At 69.9% G+C, this 17,733-nt stretch carries 20 protein-coding genes and 1 pseudogene; 8 read left to right on the forward strand and 13 right to left on the reverse strand.

Annotated elements, in window-relative coordinates:
* The first annotated feature begins 89 nt into the window (after positions 1 to 89).
* Complete coding sequence (locus CRYAR_RS37500; protein ID WP_035857915.1) at positions 90 to 503, forward strand: SgcJ/EcaC family oxidoreductase; 414 nt, start codon at positions 90 to 92, stop codon at positions 501 to 503.
* Positions 504 to 1,831: 1,328 nt separating this feature from the next.
* Here CRYAR_RS37500 and CRYAR_RS37505 read toward each other — a convergent pair.
* Both CRYAR_RS37505 and CRYAR_RS37510 read right to left on the reverse strand, forming a co-directional pair.
* Positions 1,832 to 3,097, reverse strand: a complete 1,266-nt coding sequence (locus tag CRYAR_RS37505; RefSeq protein WP_084701476.1) for an FAD-dependent monooxygenase — start codon at positions 3,095 to 3,097, stop codon at positions 1,832 to 1,834.
* A gap of 43 nt (positions 3,098 to 3,140) precedes the next feature.
* On the reverse strand, positions 3,141 to 4,604 hold the full coding sequence (locus CRYAR_RS37510) for an MFS transporter (protein WP_035857917.1): 1,464 nt from the start codon (positions 4,602 to 4,604) through the stop codon (positions 3,141 to 3,143).
* 214 nt (positions 4,605 to 4,818) lie between these two features.
* On the opposite strand from CRYAR_RS37510, the gene CRYAR_RS37515 reads away from it, so the two are divergent.
* Complete coding sequence (locus CRYAR_RS37515) at positions 4,819 to 5,385, forward strand: TetR/AcrR family transcriptional regulator (RefSeq protein ID WP_035857919.1); 567 nt, start codon at positions 4,819 to 4,821, stop codon at positions 5,383 to 5,385.
* An 18-nt stretch (positions 5,386 to 5,403) separates the two neighbouring features.
* Here the strand turns inward: CRYAR_RS37515 and CRYAR_RS37520 are convergent, their stop codons facing one another.
* From CRYAR_RS37520 to CRYAR_RS37560, 10 genes and pseudogenes are all read right to left on the reverse strand, one after another.
* Positions 5,404 to 7,197, reverse strand: a complete 1,794-nt coding sequence (locus CRYAR_RS37520; protein WP_035857921.1) for a gamma-glutamyltransferase family protein — start codon at positions 7,195 to 7,197, stop codon at positions 5,404 to 5,406.
* 36 nt (positions 7,198 to 7,233) lie between these two features.
* Complete coding sequence (locus CRYAR_RS37525) at positions 7,234 to 8,340, reverse strand: DUF3500 domain-containing protein (protein WP_035857923.1); 1,107 nt, start codon at positions 8,338 to 8,340, stop codon at positions 7,234 to 7,236.
* 216 nt (positions 8,341 to 8,556) lie between these two features.
* The gene (locus tag CRYAR_RS37530) at positions 8,557 to 9,174 is read right to left on the reverse strand and encodes a TetR/AcrR family transcriptional regulator (RefSeq protein WP_035857926.1); all 618 of its coding nucleotides are present in this window, start codon (positions 9,172 to 9,174) and stop codon (positions 8,557 to 8,559) included.
* 35 nt (positions 9,175 to 9,209) lie between these two features.
* Positions 9,210 to 10,367, reverse strand: a complete 1,158-nt coding sequence (locus CRYAR_RS37535; protein ID WP_035857928.1) for a pyridoxal phosphate-dependent aminotransferase — start codon at positions 10,365 to 10,367, stop codon at positions 9,210 to 9,212.
* Entirely contained in the window at positions 10,364 to 11,023 is a 660-nt protein-coding gene (locus tag CRYAR_RS37540) for an RraA family protein (RefSeq protein WP_035857930.1), read from the reverse strand. The genes CRYAR_RS37535 and CRYAR_RS37540 overlap by 4 nt, the downstream gene beginning before the upstream one ends.
* A 30-nt stretch (positions 11,024 to 11,053) precedes the next feature.
* Entirely contained in the window at positions 11,054 to 11,554 is a 501-nt protein-coding gene (locus CRYAR_RS37545) for a hypothetical protein (RefSeq protein WP_035857932.1), read from the reverse strand.
* Between the two features lie 303 nt (positions 11,555 to 11,857).
* Positions 11,858 to 12,424, reverse strand: a pseudogene (locus CRYAR_RS51080) (transposase); the annotation flags it as partial.
* A 55-nt stretch (positions 12,425 to 12,479) separates the two neighbouring features.
* Positions 12,480 to 12,608: a hypothetical protein gene (locus CRYAR_RS50455; RefSeq protein ID WP_281174598.1), complete on the reverse strand. Its 129-nt coding sequence runs from the start codon at positions 12,606 to 12,608 to the stop codon at positions 12,480 to 12,482.
* 236 nt (positions 12,609 to 12,844) lie between these two features.
* Positions 12,845 to 13,300: a hypothetical protein gene (locus CRYAR_RS37555; RefSeq protein ID WP_157018371.1), complete on the reverse strand. Its 456-nt coding sequence runs from the start codon at positions 13,298 to 13,300 to the stop codon at positions 12,845 to 12,847.
* A complete protein-coding gene (locus CRYAR_RS37560; protein ID WP_051571450.1) occupies positions 13,297 to 13,899 on the reverse strand; it encodes an RNA polymerase sigma factor in 603 nt (200 codons plus the stop codon). Before CRYAR_RS37560 ends, CRYAR_RS37555 begins: the two co-directional genes overlap by 4 nt.
* Positions 13,900 to 14,105: 206 nt before the next feature.
* On the opposite strand from CRYAR_RS37560, the gene CRYAR_RS37565 reads away from it, so the two are divergent.
* The 6 genes from CRYAR_RS37565 to CRYAR_RS37590 all read left to right on the forward strand — a co-directional run bounded on the left by CRYAR_RS37565 (position 14,106) and on the right by CRYAR_RS37590 (position 16,698).
* Positions 14,106 to 14,579 (forward strand): Asp23/Gls24 family envelope stress response protein, encoded by a 474-nt coding sequence (locus CRYAR_RS37565; RefSeq protein ID WP_084701478.1) that lies wholly within the window; start codon positions 14,106 to 14,108, stop codon positions 14,577 to 14,579.
* The gene (locus CRYAR_RS37570) at positions 14,576 to 14,899 is read left to right on the forward strand and encodes a hypothetical protein (protein WP_211247827.1); all 324 of its coding nucleotides are present in this window, start codon (positions 14,576 to 14,578) and stop codon (positions 14,897 to 14,899) included. Before CRYAR_RS37565 ends, CRYAR_RS37570 begins: the two co-directional genes overlap by 4 nt.
* Positions 14,900 to 14,989: 90 nt before the next feature.
* On the forward strand, positions 14,990 to 15,169 hold the full coding sequence (locus tag CRYAR_RS37575) for a DUF2273 domain-containing protein (protein WP_035857937.1): 180 nt from the start codon (positions 14,990 to 14,992) through the stop codon (positions 15,167 to 15,169).
* Positions 15,162 to 15,560, forward strand: a complete 399-nt coding sequence (locus CRYAR_RS37580; RefSeq protein ID WP_035857938.1) for an Asp23/Gls24 family envelope stress response protein — start codon at positions 15,162 to 15,164, stop codon at positions 15,558 to 15,560. Before CRYAR_RS37575 ends, CRYAR_RS37580 begins: the two co-directional genes overlap by 8 nt.
* Positions 15,557 to 16,117: a DUF6286 domain-containing protein gene (locus CRYAR_RS44170; protein ID WP_157018373.1), complete on the forward strand. Its 561-nt coding sequence runs from the start codon at positions 15,557 to 15,559 to the stop codon at positions 16,115 to 16,117. Before CRYAR_RS37580 ends, CRYAR_RS44170 begins: the two co-directional genes overlap by 4 nt.
* Complete coding sequence (locus tag CRYAR_RS37590) at positions 16,117 to 16,698, forward strand: Asp23/Gls24 family envelope stress response protein (protein ID WP_157018375.1); 582 nt, start codon at positions 16,117 to 16,119, stop codon at positions 16,696 to 16,698. Before CRYAR_RS44170 ends, CRYAR_RS37590 begins: the two co-directional genes overlap by 1 nt.
* 37 nt (positions 16,699 to 16,735) lie before the next feature.
* Here CRYAR_RS37590 and CRYAR_RS37595 read toward each other — a convergent pair whose 3' ends face one another.
* Positions 16,736 to 17,656 (reverse strand): alpha/beta fold hydrolase, encoded by a 921-nt coding sequence (locus CRYAR_RS37595; RefSeq protein WP_169745144.1) that lies wholly within the window; start codon positions 17,654 to 17,656, stop codon positions 16,736 to 16,738.
* Positions 17,657 to 17,733: the final 77 nt, after the last annotated feature.

Genomic DNA, 17,733 nt, shown 5'->3' on the forward strand with positions numbered 1-17,733 from the left:
TCCGGGCGCGATGAGTTTCGGCCCTGCCGCCGGTATGTAGTGACGAGTTCGCCGGAACACCTGGCGAACCGGTCACAAGAGGAGAACCGGTGTCCGACAGCCGCGCGGAAGACGAGGCCGCCGTCCAGGCCGTATTGGTCGACTCCTACAAGGCATGGGAGGCCGGCGACGCCGAAGGCATGGTCGCCAACTACACCGCGGATGCGACCGCCATCATGACCGGCTCGCTCCGCGACAGCCGTGATGCGATCCGCGAGAACATGGCCCTGGCCTTCGAGGGGCCACTCAAGGGCAGCTCGACCTACAACAAACAGCTCAGCCTCCGCTTCGTCGGAGAAGACGCCGCAATCGTCGTCACCGAATCCGGCATTCTGTTCGACGGCCAGACGGAGGTTCCCGACGCAGGGAAGGTCAACGCAACCTGGGTGCTCGAGAAGCGGGAGGGTCAATGGCTGATCGCCGCGTATCACAACAGCCCTATGTTGACGCCTGTCCAGCAATAGCTTCTAAGCGCGACTGAGCAGTAGCCGGGCAGGCGCGACAACCGGGGTGGACGAGCAGCGGACGCCACTGCCTCGCAACGCACGGACTTTCTCGTGAATCCGCAGGTCCAGACAGCTGCGGTTGGAGCGACGCCGGCGCACTGTAAATCCGTCGGCTCAGCCTACGAAGGTTCGAATCCTTCACCCGCCACGCCTGGGGAAACGCCCGCTACCAGCGGAGACGCTGGTAGCGGGCCGTTTCGTGTCCGCTCGCTTCGAGGCATGAGGGCTGGGTGGGGTCTCCGGTTGTGTCCCATCGTGTTCCACGGGCTATGAGTGTGGCCGGACGTACGTCGGACAACATTCGGGGGCGTCGGCGCCGTTCGGGGCCGGTTCGGGCGGAGCGATCAGGCTCACATTCGCCGCTGGCGGCGGCCGACACGGCCTCCGATCCACGTTGCTCCGACACCACGTCCGGTTTAACCACTGCCGCTCGTCGGCATAGACGCAGTGATCGGGCCAACAGATCGAGAACTGCGGGAACCCGCAGCGCTGTTCGGCCGGGCGCAGGACTGCCCGACGCGATACCGACTCCTGCAACTTCGCCACTCCAGCCTGGGATGCCGCACCCCCGATCAGGATCCGTCGCTCGATGTCCGAACTACCGATCGACCTCACCAAGCCGCTCCCGGCCCACCCGCCGACCCGGCGGCAACCGCAGCTGCGGATCTTTCAGCCCAGCCCCCGCCAACTGCGCCTGGATTTCTCCGGTGACGTCGACCAATGGTCCGAGCCGCTGCTCAACGCCGCCGAAATTGCGGCGGCATCACTCCCCCGAGCCGACATCCCCATCGACCTCGGCGACGTCACCACGCTCGCGCACCTTCGACCTCCACCGCTTCGCCTACTGGCACCACAGCCCACGGGTAGTGTGCTTCAGCCGGTGGTCGCGGCGTGCCGATCCATTCGGCCGTCGCGGGTGTGCTCAGGATCGGCCCACCGGTCCGTTCGTCGACGGCGCGGTCGAGCGCTCGCCCGGCACGAGAGGACGCTCGAACAGGCCCGTCGCGGCCGATCGATCTCGGGCTGCCCGACGGCGACGGGCTCGACCTGGTCCGCCCGGTCGCGCACCATCCGGACCTGCACCGGCCGCGGCGCACACTGGTGCTCACCGCGCGGGACGCGGTCGCCGACCGGGTCGCCGGTCTCGACGACCCGCGTGACCAGCCGGCCGGTCCCTCAACGTCTGCGACGACCTGGTCACCGGTCGGCCGACGGCGTCACCGGGGCCCACCCGTCCGCCGTTCCGTCCCCTGCCGGGTGGCGCGTCCAGGTACACCGCGGGCCCGTCACCCTGGGGGAGTCCGCGACTCCGCGGCGCCGGTGAACGCCGCCTCGGCTTGCCTGAGCCGTGGCTGCGGACCGCGTTCGGGGGGCAGGGTGAGGGCCGTGTGGGCCGGCCGCCCGGTGCTCGGCGGCAGGGTGGTGAGGCTCCGGAGCCGGTTGTTGCGTTTCTCCAGAGCTTCGACGGTAGTGGGGAAGAGCGCCGCACTGCCGTCACCGACCTGCGCCTGGTTCAGTTCGACGAATCCGCGGACGTCGCGTTCGTAGGCGGCGAAGGCCGCGGTGTGCCCGCGATGGGTGGCCAGCGCGTCCGCGAGCATGTAGGCGCCGACGAGGGCGAGGCTGGAACCTTGTCCGGTCAGGAAAGAGGGGGCGTAGGCCGCGTCACCGAGGACCGCGACCCGGCCGCGGGACCAGCGCGGCATGTGGATCTGGCTGACCGAGTCGAAGAAGAAGTCGCTCGTGCGGCGCATGGCGTCGACCATCGTCGGGACTTCCCACCCGTCGTCGGCGAAGGTGGCGGCGACGAGGTCACGTTGCGCCGCGGGGTCACGAAGAACCTCGTACGGCGGTTGCGGGACGGCGAAGTTGAAGAACCCGTGCAACTCGTCGGCGTCCTGGACCGCGTAGAGCACCGCAGCCTTTCCGGGAGTGTTCCAGACCACCCCTTCGTGCGAGAGCCCGAAGGTGTTCCCCATGGAGAACACCGCGAAGCAGTAGCCCAGATAGCGGTGGAACTGCTGCTCGGAGCCGAACACGAGCTCCCGGGTGCTCGAGTGCATGCCGTCCGCGACCAGGACGATGTCGAAACTGCGCTGAGCTCCGCTGCGGAACGTGACGTCGACGCCGTGCGTGTGTTCGGTGAGCCCTTGGACGGAATCGTCGAAGACGAACTCGACGTCGTTCCGGACGGATTCGAACAACAGTCCCGTCAGGTCCCCGCGGCGCACCTCGAGATCGCGTCCCTCGACCCCACCGACCAGCTGCTGCGGGTGTATCTCCACGATCTCGCTGCCATCAGCGTTGAGGAACGTCAACCGGCGGGAGGCGATGTGTGCTTCCTGGAGTCGCGGAAGGATTCCCATCCGACGAGCTACCTCTATCGCGGTGCCGCGCACGTCGATCGGGTATCCACCGCCGCGGACACCGGTGGACTTCTCCACGACGGTCACGTCGTATCCGTACCGGTGCAGCCAAAATGCCACGGCGGGGCCCGCGATGCTCGCACCGGACACCAGCACCGTTCCTCGAGGTGCGGTTCCTACTGTCATTCGTCCACTCCTTGCTTCGTGCTGGGGGTCGAAACCCGGGTGATCACGCCGCGCGGCGCGCAAGGTCCACCGAGGGCGAGTGGGGGTTACGGCCGACGGCTCGCCAGAGCAGGACGACCAGCACCGTGGCGAGCGTGAACGCACCGGAAGCGAAGACGACGTAGCTGTACACACCGGTGGCCGAGTTCGACGTTTCGCCGTCGACAACCACGTGGGTGTGCGTGAGCACGGCCGCGCCGACGAAGTCGAGGACCACTGATCCGATCGAGACCGAGACCATGATCAGACCGGACACGACGCCCTGTCGTTCGGCGGACGCCAGGGTTCCCGCGGTGTTGAAGCCGGACGTCAGGAGTGCTCCGGCCGTGACACCCAGGGCGAGTGAGCAGAAGAGCGCGATCGCGAACTGCGAGGCCCCGAGGAACATCCCGATCGTCACTACCGTTCCGAGCACGACGACCCCGGCCAACGCCGGAATCGGCCCGAGGCGCGCGGCGAGCCATCCCGCCAGCGGACCTCCGAACATGATTCCGAGGCCCGCGCTCCCGAGCAGCAGGGCTATGGATCCCTCGCCGGCCAGTCCGTACCCGAGTCGCTCGTCCGGCGAGACGTCGCTGATGAGCGAGATGAGCTGAAGCATGCTCTGGAACGCGCCGGCTCCGAGGGCGACGACGAGGAGCGTGAGCGCCAGTGGCTTACCGAGGTTCCGGACGTCGATCAGGGGGTCGGGCTTTCGGGTCGAGGCGACGTACCACCAGGTCAATGCAGCGATGCCGCCGATGAGGAGAGCCAGCGGACCGGCGGAGAGCCAGCCGACGCCCGAGCCCAGGCTGATGTAACTGAGCACCCCCGCGAGGCCGCCGCCGAGCAGTACGGCGCCGCTGAAGTCGATCGTGCCTGGCGTCTTGATCAGCGACTCAGGGATCAGGACGTGGACGAACAACGCCATCGCGGCGGCGACGCAGGCCGCCAAGACGAACAGGATCTGGAAGCCGTACTCGTTGGCCAGTTGCTCGATGAGGAACCGGGAGGCGATGTTGAGCACCGCGGAGCCCGAGGTCACGATGCCGACCACGATCATTCCGATGCGCGGTGCGCACAGGCTCCGCACGATCGCAACGGAGAGGAACACGGCCGCCAGAGCCGCTCCCTGCAACATGCGCCCGGGCACGAACACCCAGATGGTGGGGGCCACGGCACACAGGAGGGCGCCCGCGCAGCTGATGAACAACGTCAGCACCAGAATTCTGCGCCTGCCGTAGATGTCGGCGCTCTTTCCCAGCAATGGGGACCACGCCACTCCGGCCAGCGTCGCGCTGGCGTTGAGCCACCCCGCCTGGTCGGTGTCGAAGTGGTCGAGCATCTCCGGAAGGACCACCAGCGGTGCCGAGATGGCCGCGTCGGCCACGAAGCTCACCATCGCCAGGACAGCCACCAGGCCGAGGAGCCGCGCGTTCCATCTGGAGTGGAGTCGGGCCTCTGCGGTTTCGGTCGTGCTCTGCTGCATGAACGACTCCTTGGTGCGGGCGCGCCGCGATTCCGACGCGGCTGCCTCTCATCGGCGGAACGGGGCGAGGCACGCGGTACCACCGTCGAGGGCCGCGGCCGCAGGCTGCACCGCGACCGGTGAGATGCTCGAACATCCAATAAGAAACTGCATAGTTTCTTATTCCGACGGTAGAGTCTTCGATAAGAAACGTCAAGGTTTCTAAGGAGAACTCGTGGAGCGACGGCGCGGGGAAGCGCTCGAAGCGGCGATCCTCGAAGCGGCCTGGGACGAGTTGAGTGAGCGGGGATACGCGAACCTGACCGTCGACTCCGTCGCGCGCCGAGCCGGCACCAGCAAACCGGTGGTCTACCGGCGCTGGGCGGACAAGCAGCAGCTGGTCGAGGCGGCCGTGGTCCACCGCAACGTCACTCACCTGATCGCTCCGGCTGACACCGGATCCCTGCGCGGCGACCTGGTCGCCACCCTCACCGAGATGAGCGACAAAGGCGGTGCGTTCCTCGGCCAACTCAGCGTGCTGCTCGCCGGCTACTTCACCGAGACCCGGACCAGCTTCGTCGACCTACGCGAGGCGATCCTCGCCGGACGCAGCTCCGGGCGCGACGAGATCATGAAACGCGCCATCGATCGCGGCGAACTCGACCCGGCCAAGCTCACGCCGCGGATCGCCTCGCTCCCGTTCGACCTGGTCCGGGCCGAGGCGATGATGACACTACGGCCGGTCACCCGCGAGGTCGTCGAGGAGATCGTCGACACGATCTTCCTCCCGCTGGTCCGTTGACGCGCCCAAGCCCGCCGTTCACCGCCCCGCCGCGTAACCCTGTGCACCACGCGGGTTCGCCGCCGCCTGGAGAACGCCGCTGTCCGGATCCCGGGTGACCACGGACAGCCGGCCCTGGCTCCACGGTCCGGAGAGCGTCACGTCGTGGCCGCGGCCGCGCAGTTCGTCGACGACCGCCTCGTCCACTCGGTCCTCGATCACCAGTCCCCCCGGCGTCCACGTCCGCGGCCAGAACGATGTGACGAGGGCCGTGGTATGGAACGCGGGCGCGTCGATCGCCTCCTGCGGATCGAGGCCGAACGCCAGAGTGCGCACCAGGTAGAGCAGTTGCCACTGGTCTTGCTGGTCACCCCCGGGGGTGCCCAGCGCGGCCACCGGCCTGCCGTCGCTCAGCAGCAGCGTCGGGGTCAGCGTCGTGCGGGGCCGACGCCCCGGCGTCAAGCGGGAGGGAGCGGCCCGGTCCAGCCAGGTCATCTGGAGCCGGGTGCCCAGCGCGAAACCGAGCTCCGGTACGGCGGGAGACGACTGGAGCCATCCTCCCGACGGTGTGGCGGAGATGAGGTTCCCCCAGCGGTCGACGACGTCGATGTGGCAGGTGTCGCCCCGGGTCTCCCCTGTCAGTTGCACGGTGGGTTCCCCCGTCCCGTCACCCCCGGTCTCGGGCCGATCGGTGCCGAGCGGCGGTATGTACGGCGGAACGCCGATATCGCCGGGCCTGAACGCGGTCGACGCGACCGGATCGATCAGGCCGGCCCGCTCTCTGCTGTACCGCGGGGACAGCAGACGACGCAGCACGGTCTCCGCATCCGCGGGCTCCAGATGCCCGTAGAACGCTTCCCGGTCGGCCATGGCCAGCTTCAAGGCCTCGGTGATCGTGTGGATTCCGACGGCGGTCGACGGATCGATCCGTTCGTCGTCGAAATGGTCGAGCATGGTGAGGGCCTGCAGCAGGACCGGGCCCTGGGACCACAGGCCCGCCTTCGCCACCGTGGCTCCCCGGAACTTCGCGGTGACGGCCGGCTCGAGGGACGGAACGAAATCGCTGAAGTCGGCGGCGGTGATCACTCCGGCGTGGTCGCTGCCGGAGGAGTGCCGATGCGGAACGGCTGCGAACTCGGCCACGGCGGCGGCCACGAAGCCGGTTCGCCAGGTGGACCGCGCGGACTCGATCCGTGCCGTTCTCGACTGGCCGGCCCCCGCGGCGACCAGCCGGCGCAGCGTACGCGCATAGGCGGGGTTCGTCAGGGTCGTATACGGCTGCGGGACCGTCCCCGAAGGCATCCACAGCGCGTACGACGTCGGCCAATGGGTGCGGAAGAGATCCTCGATCCTGAGCAGGACCTGCGCCAACTGAGGCACGACCGGGACGCCGCCCTCCGCGTAGTCGATCGCGTAGGCGAGGACGTCGGCGAGCTCCCACGTGCCGAACTCGGCGAGCAGCCAGAGCCAGGAGTCGACAGCACCCGGGACGGCAGCGGCAAGGGCACCGGCACCCGGCACGTGGTCCAGTCCCTCGGCCACGAAGTGCTCGATCGTGGCTCCCCGCGGAGCGTGTCCCTGCCCCACCAGCACCTGCGGAGACGGGTTCGACGCGGTGGCGAGCACGGCGACGAGATCACCGCCCGGCCCGTTGAGGTGCGGTTCGGCCACGTGCAGCACGAAGGCGCCCGCTGTGGCCGCGTCGAACGCGTTGCCGCCTCGCTCGAGCACGGACTGGGCCGTCGCGGAAGCCAGCCAATGCGTCGACGCGGTCATGCCGAAGGATCCGCGCAGTGTGGGACGAGTCGTACGGGGCGGCTGCAGACCGGCCATTTACGTCACTATCCGTTCTGTGCGCCGAGGGTGGAATCAGCGCGCGTGGTGGGCGGCGTGGTGGGCGGCCAGGACGTCGCCGCCGAAGTCGGCCTCGGGGTCCCTCCAGACGGCGTGAGCGTGGTTGGCCCCGCGCTGGACGTTGGTCCACTCGATGAGCAAGCGTGGGCCCTGCAGGCGGTAGTAGTGCGGTTCACCCGCCCTGGTCGAGCCGGCCCAGGCGAGGTGCACGGCCTCCAGCGCAGCCGAATCGTCGTAGCGACGCAGCGGGGACACCCCGTCCGGGACACGACCGAGGTAGGTGCCCAGCAGAGCGCGCAGCAGCTCCCGCTGCGCGGCGTCGAGTTCGGCGCCCGGCACGCCCTTGGGCGGCGGGGTGAGCGCCAGCGCTCGCCGGTTCGCGCCGTCGAGGCCGGTGGCCGGTTCCTCGGCGCGGTCCGGGCGGTGCGGGCCTGGGCGCCAGAGTTCGCCGCGCTTCAGCACGCGGTCGTCGATCGTGCTGCTGTTGCCCGCGACGACGTCGTTCGGGGCGCGGGGCAGCAGCACCGCGCGAGTGGCCAACTCCGGGTGCAGGGAGCGGACCAGTTCGCGGGCCAGGTCCTCGGCCGTCCCCAGCGGGCGTAGCGTCGCGCCGCCCAACAGCGGTGACGCCGCCGGATCAGCACCCAGGAAACACGGGGTCGTGGCGACGACCCGCCCGTCCACCACGAGGTTGTTGATCGAGACGTGGTGCCCGCCGAACCTCCATCCCCACGGCTGCCGTCCGCCGGCTTCGCCGAAGATCCGCAGGTAGTACAGGCCGGGATCGCGCGTCCGCTCCCTCCCCCAGTTCACCGAGAAGTCCTCGACGCGGTCGAGCACGTTCTCCAGACCGAGCACCGTGGCGACGGTCGTGTACCCGGCTTCGGACAGTCCGCTCGCGACCAGCTGCATCACCATCCGGTGTTGAGCGGGGCGCTGCTGATGGAACGTCAGGCCGCCGTGATCGGTGGGCGTGTAGAACCAGCGGGTGCGTTCGGCGTCGGCGTCGGCGCCCGGTGGCGGCCCGACCGCCACCCCACGCTGGTCCGCGTCCAGGGAATCCAGCCATCGCTGGGCGGCCTCCGCCATCCGGGTCGCGACCTCGCGCCCGGCGTCACCCATCGGTGCCGAGCCGACACGCGCGCCACGGCCGTGGATCGCTGATGCGCCGGAGATAGCCGGCCGTTCCGACCCGGTCTGGTCGCGACATCATGACTGCCTCTCGCCGACGCGATCTGTGACTGCAGTATGAATTGAGATAAGTCTATCGCATAGCGCCAGCGTCAGCTGTCTTTTCGGAGCGCCCGAGAACGATCAGAGGCCGGCGCGCACGGCGGGTCAGCCCGCCCGTACCCACCCGCGCAGCGCGCCGCAGTACGCCTCGGTCAGCCGCGTGACGACCTCCCGGCGGGACAGGTGCCCGTGCCGCAGGAGGTCCAGGACCTCGCGCGGATCGAAGATCATGTTGTTGAGGAACAAGGCGTACTCGAGCATGTCGTCCGGGAGCCCGATGTCGTCGAGCAGCCCCCGCACCGGGCCGGCCCAGGCGTCCCGCATGAGGGCGATGATCGGATTCCCGTCGTGGAGCCGCTCCAGGTAACCCCGTCGGGACCGGAGCTGGACCAGCGCGGGGCCGTGCTCGGAGAGCAGGTCCACCCACTTGTTCACGACGGCATCGAAGAGCGGCCGCCCCTGCGCGGTCGACGTCGCGGTGAATTCGTTGAGCTGCTCGACGACGCTGAGCACGTACGCCGCGAGCACCTCCTCCAACGAGGAGAAGTAACGGTAGGCGGTGGCCGGACCGATTTCCGCGCGGGACGCGACCGCCTGCATGGTGAGTTCGTCGGGCGCTTCCCGGGCGAGCTCACCCACGGCCTCGAGGAGGCGTCGACGGTTGCGGCGGGTGTCACTGCGCAACTTGCGCCCCTCGCGGGGGACGGCCTGGCGATCGGACACGGGCCTCCTCCGCCTCGTCGAAACGCAGGTAGAGGTTAGCGTCTCCGATGCCGGTCGACACCGAGGTGACCGACGATGCGGGCGAGCCCGGTCCGCAGGTCGTCCACGGAGGTCGCGAACGAGATCCGGAGGTGTCCTTCGCCCGAGGGTCCGTACTCCGCTCCGGCCCGAACCAGCACCTTCCGTTCGGCGAGCTCACGGACGACCTCCTCGGAGGGACGAGGGGCGTCGTACCGAAGGAAGCCGTAGAACGCGCCTTCCGGGGGAATCAGGTGCAGGCCGGGGACGCCCGCCAGGTGCGTGATCACGAGCTCGCGACGCTGCCGATACGTCTCGACCATGGCCTCCACCGCGCGGTCCGGCAACTCGAGGGCAGCCACGGCCGCGCGCTGGACCGCCGTGTTCACCGAGCCGTTGAAGGTCCGGTGCAGGTGAGCCGCCGCGTCCACCACCTCGCGCGGCCCGGTCAGGTACCCCACCCGCCAGCCGGTCATCGCGTACGTCTTCGAGAACGTCCCCACGCACACCGCTCGCTCCCGCAGCGATTCGATCGTCAGCACCGAACGCGCCACGTGGCCCGGGTAGACCAGCCGGTGGTACGCCTCATCACTGACGAGCAGAACGCCGGAGCCGTCGAGGAGGGCTCCGAGGGCCTCGAGCTCCTCTTCGCGGTGCACGATGCCGGTGGGATTCGATGGATTCGAGAAGATCATCATGGTGGCGCCGGGAAGCGCAGCGGCCAGCGCGTCGAGGTCCCAGTGCAGGTCCCGGCCGAGTGGGACGAAGTCGACGGTGCCTCCGGCGAGTACCACGAGGTCGGCGTAGAGCGAGTAGGCCGGCTCCGGGATGACCACGCGGTCGCCGGGGCCGACCATCGCGAGCACGATCGCCGCCAGCGCACCAGTGGCTCCGTGAGTGACCACGACGTCGTCCGCACTCCACGCCCGTCCCGGATACGCGGGCAACCGACCCGCGAGTGCGGTGCGCAACTCGGGCAGGCCCTTCTGGTCCGCGTAGTGGGTGTCGCCCGCGCGCAAGGCGGCCACAGCAGCCTCGATCACCGGCGTCGGCGTCGGGAGGTCCGGCTCCCCCATGGCGAGGGACACCGCACCCGGCGGGGCCGGCCCGAGAGCCGGCCGCCGCGAGAAGCGGCGCAATTCCTCGATCCGGGGAGCGGGCCGCGCCGCGGTCATCGAGCCACGACCGGGCCGTCGGGGCGGGCGGCGAGGATGCGCTGCCGGAGCGTCTCCTCGTACTCGCCGATGGCGCCGACCGCATCGACGACCTCCTGCACCCGGCGCCGCGGAACGACGACGACCCCGTCGGAGTCCCCGACGAGCACGTCACCCGCCGCCACGACCACGCCGCCGACCGCCACCGGGCCACCGATGACGCCGGGACCGTCTTTGAACGGTCCGGCCGGCGTGACCGCCCGAGCGTAGACGGCCAGGCCCATCTCGGTCAGCGCCCGGACGTCACGGATCGCACCGTCGACCACGGCGCCGACGACCCCGCAGTTGACCATGATCTCGCCGATGAGATCCCCGATCAGCGCGCGGGTCAGGTCGCCGTGTCCGTTGACGACCAGGACGTCACCCGGTCGGGCGTCGTCGAGCGCTCGATGAATGGCCAGGTTGTCACCCGACCGCACGTCCACCGGCAGGGCGCTGCCCAGTAGCGCGGTGGGCCCGGTGAACAGTCGGATGCCGCCGTCCATCACGGTCATCCGCTGCAGTGCGTCACCGACGGTGGCCGCCGGGACTTCCCCCAGACGTCGGAACTCCGCCGTTGCTGCGCGAGACCAGCTCGGAGCGACGGTCACTCGATCGATCGAGGCGGTGATGTACACGTGAGATCGCTCCTGGATAGGGTGGCGCGGTCAGACGCCGTGGGTCCAGAAGTCCTGCGCCGACCCGGTGAACGACGCCGGGTCTCCGGCGAGAAAGAATTCGTCCCATTTCGGTCCGTCGGAGAGCTCCCAGTGCTCGACCGCCAGACCCTCGTGAAAACGCCACGCCCCCATGCCGACGCGAGTCCACGTCCAGTCGCCGCGCGATGTGCGGAACGTTCCGTGGACGATGCCGTAGTGGTCGTCGGCGAGAATCTGATCGAAGCCGACCGGCTCGACGTTGGCGTCGGCGAGACTCGCCCGCCGCTTCACGTAGCGGCGCAGGAAGTCCTGTCCCCCCGTCGCGGCGAGCCGCACGCCGCCGGTGTGGATGACCAGGTCCGGAGACATCCGCTGCATGACTTCCTCGGTGTGCTGCCGTTGCCGACGGAGCCGCTCGTCGTCATCGAGGCTCGAGTCGGTCGTGATCGCCGCGCCACCCCGGTACAGGTCAGCCAGCCACACGGCGTTCGGATGGGTTTCGGACAGCACGTTGTCTCCTCCTTCTGAGCGGTCCGAGCGCGTCGATCAGGTCGTGGCGCGTCGGGAAGCTTCGATCATTAGACCAGAGGATGGTCTTATTTGAGAAGGATCTATCAGATGATGGGGCGGGCTCCGCGACGGAGGCTCTGATCCGCGGAATCCGCTTCGATGTCGCCTCGGGACAAGCCGTGGCCATCGGCCGCCCTCGACTACGCGACCGGGCTACATCCGGGCCTGACCACGATTCCGCTGCGCGACATCGCAACCGGTCAGGTCGTCCTCGCCACCCGCGCCAACGACCGGAGCCGCCTGGTCAGGGCGGGTGCGGGCTCGGCCGCCGCTGGGTCGTGCGACTCTGATCCGACGCTGGACGGGGATGAACTGCGGGCTGTCGCCGCGGTGTCCGGCGGTCACGATCGGCGCGAGGACCTCCTGGCCCTGCTCGCAGGCCAGATGCGTCTTGGTCGTCAAGACCCGCGGGAACGCCCGAGGCCATGATCTGCGGGTTCGTCGTGGACACCGCCGGGCGGTTGTTTCTGCAGGTCCCCGTTCCTGGGGGCGCCGGCGGCGTGCTGGTGGGCGCGGCTGGTGGTGGAGTCCACACTCACCGTCCACCCGATCCGGCCGGCCGCGTCGGCGGTCGGCTGCAGCGTCGCGAGGATTCGGTCCCCGGTGCCGTCGCGCTGCCAGCGGCGGAACAACCCGTAGATGGTCCGCCAAGGCGCATAGTCCGCCGGGACGCCACGGCGCGCCGATCCGGATCCGGTCGATGAGCTGTCGTTTCTCCCACTTCGGCGGACGACCCGAGGACGAACGTGCAGGCAGAAGGGGAGCCAGGACCGCCCACTGCGCATCGGTCGGGTCATGCCGCCTCGTCACCGCTACGAGGGCCGGGAAGCGTGTGCTCCCCGGCCCTCGGTGGTGGTGGTGTACGTCAGCTGCAGGGGTTGTAGTCCCAGCAGTCGTTGTACCGCTTCTTGTGGTGGCGACGACGACGCGGCTTGCACTCGTTGTAGTCCCAGTCGTTGCACTGGTTGTAGTCGTAGTCGTAGCAGCCGCTCATGTCGTCCAGCCTCCTGAGTAAGTAAGTGTGTTCCCCCTGCTGTGCCACTACCTTCCCGCGAACCCGCGCCCCGCTCGATCGGCCTCGCAACCGACGAAACGTTCGGTTGCGAACACTGGTGTCAGGTGACGAGGAGCCTCAGATCAGTTTCTCGACGACCGAGAGATGCCGGATGGACTGTCCGCCCTTGCGGTCGTCCCTACGCCCGTATCTCCTTCGGTGAGGTCGCCCGGCGCTCAGCAGACGTCGCGGGGATCGTCGGTGACGTCGCTGACCTGGGTGTGGACGGCTACGTTCGACCGGGCGGGCCCACCGAGCACGTCGGTGAGGGTTCGGGCCGTCGCGGTGTGGATCTGGTCCGCGACGCCGAGCACGGGGCTGCCGTAGGCCACGACGACCTGGACGGTGAGCGATTCCAGCTCGTGGTGGGCGTTGGTGTCGCAGGTGATCCGGGCCGCGGCGGCGTGCGGTACGGCGTCGACCGCTTCGTGCACGCGGGCGACGACGACGTGGTCGGCCACGGAGAAGTCACCGGTCTCGTGCCGGCCGCGGACGGGCGCGGAGAGGCGGATGGCGTGCCCGGCACGGTGCAGGACGTCGGTGCTGATGGCGGTCCAACCCGCATCGGTGTGCAGCCGCAACAGGTGGGTGGCCCGGGTGAGCGTGTCACCGCCCTCGTGGTCGGAGGTCAACGCCACTCCTTCAAGGTGATCACCAGCGCGGCGCGGGCTCGTTCGAGCAGTCCGCGTACGGCATCGGGAGTGACAGCCATGACGGTCGCTATCTGGACGTAGGTGAATCCTTCGATCTCCCGCAGGAGCCAGACCGACCGTTGCCGCGGCGGCAGCATCCGCAGGGCCAGATCGAGGGCGACGAGAAGATCGTGTCGCTGGTGGGTTCCGGCCGGGTCGGCATCACGCGCGGGAAGCCGGTCGATGACGTCGTCGACGTCGACGTGACCGCGATGCCCCACCTCGGGCGCGTGCCGGTAGTGCGCATACACCCGTCGACGAGCAAGCGTGAACAACCACGTCTGAAGCGCGGCGTCGCCGCGGAAGCCGCCCCGGCCCTTCCAGGCGTCGAGGAACGTCTCCTGCAGGATGTCCTCGGCATCGGACGGATTGTCGAGCAGCCGGAAGATGTAGCGGTAGAGCCCGGGTCCATACCGGGTCACGACGAGGGCGAAGGCTTTCCGGTCGCCCAGCCCGGCGCGCCGGGACAGTACCCGGTCGGGCGTCCGGACGCGGTCCGCGGCCGGCCGCGCGTGCTGATGTATCGACTGCGCCGACAACGGCTGCGCCTCGTCTCCAGGCTCGGGGCGCGCTGGATGCCCGCGTCGCCCGGGCTCACCGGATTCCGTCTAGTGATCTAGCTCACCCGATTCTGACCGTGAGGTTGTTGCATTTCGGCTCTCTAACTAGGTGACACATCGTCGCGAGTCGACGGTGGGTTCCGCCGGTCGCTGTCGTGACCGGTGACGTACCCGAAGGAGATCCCATGACGGAGTCGACGACCATCACCCCGACGAAGACGAACGACCGGCCCGGGAACCTGGCCACCCGGGACCAGGGTCTGCAGACCACGCAGGGCACCACCTCGATCGCGGACACCGTGGTGTCCAAGATCGCCGGGATCGCCGCGAAGGACGTCTCCGGCGTGTACTCGCTGGGTGGTGGGGGATCGCGGGCCATGAGCGCCGTGCGCGAACGGATCCCGGGCGGCCGGGTCAACCACTCGCAGGGTGTGTCGGTCGAAGTCGGCGAGACGCAGGCCGCGGTCGACATCGACATGGTCGCCGAGTACGGCGTCGCGATCGCGGATCTCGCATCCGGCGTGCGGCGCAACGTGATCGCGTCGATCGAGCGGATGACCGGCCTGGACGTCACCGAGGTCAACATCGCGGTCGCCGACATCCACCTGCCCGAGGACGACGAGGACGACGACACCGACCGCACCCCGCGGGTGCAGTGAGCACGCCCGTCCCGGCCATCGAGGGGTGGTCCGGGACCGTCATCGATCAGGTACCGACGGCGGCTGACGACCTCGCCGTCCTCGTCCGGGCCGTTCCCGGTGTGGTGCGACTGCACCCGGGCCGCTTCGGTGAGGTGGCGACGTACCTGCCCGGCCGACGGGTGACCGGGATCAAACTGGGCGATCACCGCGTCGAGGTCCATGTCGTGCTGGCGGTGGACGCGCCGATCAGACGCACCGCGCAACTGATCCACGACGCGGTCACCCCGCTGGTCGCCAGGCCGGTCCACGTCTTCGTCGAGGACGTCGCGGCCGACTGATTCGCCGCGGGTCGGCGGTTCCGGTCACCCGGTGCCGTCGACCGCCGCTCCACCAGCCGTTTCTTCGCGCCATCCGATCGGGAGTTGACCATGTCCTATTCCGCCGTCGGCCTGTTCGCCGGGCTCCTACTCGCCTTGATCACCGCCACCGCCGGGTTCGCGTGGTTCCTGCTCGCCGTGTTGTTCGCGGCCGTCGGCTACGCCGTCGGCGCTCACCTGGAAGGCCGGGTCAACCTCACCGGTCTGGTCCCGGGACGTAGTCGTGGCTGACCGCCCCGTCGCCGGCCCCGCTTCCGCCGACGACGAGCCCGGGGGGCGCGGCCGCCTGGTCATCGAGGACCGTGCCGTGCAGCGCATCGCCGAGGCCGCCGCCACGCGGGTGGTCGGCGTGGTTCCGGCCGCGCAGAGCGTCGGCGCGCTGAGTTCGGCGTTGGGGCGCGCCTACCCGCGGGTGGACTGCGACGTCGCCGCCGGTCGGGTCCGCGCCGACGTCGAGATCGTCGCCCTCTGGCCGACCCCCGCCGCCCACCTGGGTGAACAGGTCAGAGACGCCGTCACCGACCAGCTCCATCGGCTGGCCGGACTGCAGGTGGACGCCGTCGACGTCACCATCGCCGACCTCGTCCGGGTGGCGGCACCCGCGCGCAGGAGAGTCCGATGACCATCGCACCCGAACCAGCCATGCGCGCCGCGCGGCAGCAGACCGGGGCCGGGCGCATCGGCGCCGTCGGCCCCGTGTTCGCGATCCTGCTCACCGCGACCGGCGTGGTTCTCCTCCACGACGCGCTCTCCGAGGTCGACAGCGCGCCCGGCCGGACCTGGCTGGCGGCGCTCGCCGACGGCCTCGACGGGTTCAGCGCGCAGTGGTGGCTGATTCCCGCCGGGGTCGCCGTCGCGCTGATCGGCATGTGGTTGATCGTCGCCGCGCTGCGGCCACGGTCACGCCGTAGCCTCGCGGTCGTGTCCGAGACCGGGGTGTTTCTCCGCACCCGCGACGTTGCCCGGCTGGCTTCCGCCGCGGCCGACGACGTCGACGGCGTGCTGGCCGCGCATTCCGTGGCCGGCCGGCGATCGGTCACCGTCACCGTCGACTCGGACGTTCCCGGCATCGCCGACCGTGTCCGGGAGACGGTCGACCGGCGACTGGACGCACTTGTCGAACCGATGGCCGTGAAGGTCCGGGTCCGTTCGCACTTCCAGCCTCGGAAAGGCGACTGATGCGTCGCTCCGTGCTTGCTCTCGACCGCGTGATGGCCGCTCTGCTCGGGCTCATCCTCTTCGTCGCCGGAGTCGGCGCTGCCGCCTGGTACCAGGGCGGACTGCGTCGGTGGTGGCCGAGTTCCCCGGGGACCCTGTCGTCGGCCGGCGTCGACGACGTCCTCGATTCGGGGTGGTGGCCGTGGGTCGCCGCGGGCGCCGGCGCCCTCGCCGTTCTGCTCGGCCTGTGGTGGCTGCTGGCGCACCTGCCGCGGCGTGGCCCTGGCCTCCTCGTGCTTCCGGGCTCCGGCCGGCCCGGGCGCCTGCTCATCGATCCCAGCGGTCCGGCCGAAGCCGCCGCCGAGGTCCTCGCCGACGCTCCGGGGATTCGCGCGACGCACAGCAAGGTGCGCCGCGACCGCGGAGAGCTCGTCGTCACCCTCACCGGGACGATCGACCCGCGGGCCGACCTGACCGAGGTCGTCGCCGCCACCGATGCCGTCGCCACCCAGCTCCGGACGGTCCTCGGACGTGACGACGCCCGGGCCCGCATCCAGCTCTCCGTCGCCCGCCGCGCCCGCCGCCCGGCCCGCGTGCACTGACCCGCCTCGACCCCCGGCCCGCGTGCACAGACGCGGCTCAACCGCCGGCCCGGATCGACAGCCGGCGCCAGTGTCGCTCGTCGTAGCGGTAGCGCTCGGTGGTGCGCAGGAACGTGTGGATCGCCGGGAGAAGCTGGCCGGGCGCGGTCTCGTGCGGATAGTGCCCGGCCGTCGCGATCTCCAGCGATCGCGCGTCGGGCAGCCGCTGGACGAGCGTCCGGTGGTGGTGCGTCGGGATCGTGCGGTCGCGGCCGCCCCAGGCGACCAGGACCGGAAGCTCGGCGAGAAGACCGAGCTGACGGCTCGCGCTGACCGTCTGACCTCGCCAGTCGATGACCGAGCGCGCCGTGCGCAGGAACGCTTGACGGTGACCGGCCCGGGCCATCCCGCGGACGTCCTCGGCCACCGCGCGAGCGTCCTGGCGAGCGATCATGCCCGGCACGACGGAGATAACGGGCAGGACCCGGCGGGTCACGCCGGCCGGGATCCGGCCGAGGCCGGCCACCACGGCCGCGGCGCCGGGCAGCGTCGCGGCGCGCAGCATCGGTGTCACCTCGGCCCCCAGACCTCCGCTGCTGATCAGCACGAGCCGGTCGACGCGCTCGGGGAACTGGTAGGCGAACTGCAGCGCGACGCCGCCCCCGAGGCTGTGCCCGACGAGCGTGGCCCGGGAGTACCCCAGCGCGACGAGCAGGTCACGCAGCGCGGACGCGTGGGCGCCGAGGGAGTAGTCACCGGCGGGCGGATCGGACTGCCCGTGGCCGGGGAGATCGACGGCGATCACGGTGTGAGTGGCCGCCAGCGAGTCGATCAGGTGGCGCCAGGTTCGCCGGGTTCCCCCCAGCCCGTGGACCAGCAGCACCGGTTCGCCTATTCCGGCTGTGGTGTACGCGAGGGTGCCGGCGGGCGTCGCGATGCGACCGTCCGCGCGGTCGCCGGGCATCGTAGAAATGATCACTGAGGAACTCTCTAGGTGGTTTCGCAGTTCCGAATGATTTCGGGCCGGGCGAGAAGATGAAAATGATTTGATCCACA

It is taken from the genome of Cryptosporangium arvum DSM 44712 (genome assembly GCF_000585375.1).
GTDB classification, from domain to species: domain Bacteria; phylum Actinomycetota; class Actinomycetes; order Mycobacteriales; family Cryptosporangiaceae; genus Cryptosporangium; species Cryptosporangium arvum.

Coding starts and splice junctions, on each gene's coding strand:
- CRYAR_RS37525 (WP_035857923.1), bottom strand. CDS start 8,340: ATGGGTGACGCCGGGCGCGAGGTCGCGACCCGGATGGCGGAGGCCGCC.
- CRYAR_RS37565 (WP_084701478.1), top strand. CDS start 14,106: ATGACGGAGTCGACGACCATCACCCCGACGAAGACGAACGACCGGCCC.
- CRYAR_RS37520 (WP_035857921.1), bottom strand. CDS start 7,197: ATGGCCGGTCTGCAGCCGCCCCGTACGACTCGTCCCACACTGCGCGGA.
- CRYAR_RS37505 (WP_084701476.1), bottom strand. CDS start 3,097: ATGACAGTAGGAACCGCACCTCGAGGAACGGTGCTGGTGTCCGGTGCG.
- CRYAR_RS44170 (WP_157018373.1), top strand. CDS start 15,557: ATGACCATCGCACCCGAACCAGCCATGCGCGCCGCGCGGCAGCAGACC.
- CRYAR_RS37510 (WP_035857917.1), bottom strand. CDS start 4,604: ATGCAGCAGAGCACGACCGAAACCGCAGAGGCCCGACTCCACTCCAGA.
- CRYAR_RS37590 (WP_157018375.1), top strand. CDS start 16,117: ATGCGTCGCTCCGTGCTTGCTCTCGACCGCGTGATGGCCGCTCTGCTC.
- CRYAR_RS37575 (WP_035857937.1), top strand. CDS start 14,990: ATGTCCTATTCCGCCGTCGGCCTGTTCGCCGGGCTCCTACTCGCCTTG.
- CRYAR_RS50455 (WP_281174598.1), bottom strand. CDS start 12,608: ATGAGCGGCTGCTACGACTACGACTACAACCAGTGCAACGACTGGGAC.
- CRYAR_RS37535 (WP_035857928.1), bottom strand. CDS start 10,367: ATGACCGCGGCGCGGCCCGCTCCCCGGATCGAGGAATTGCGCCGCTTC.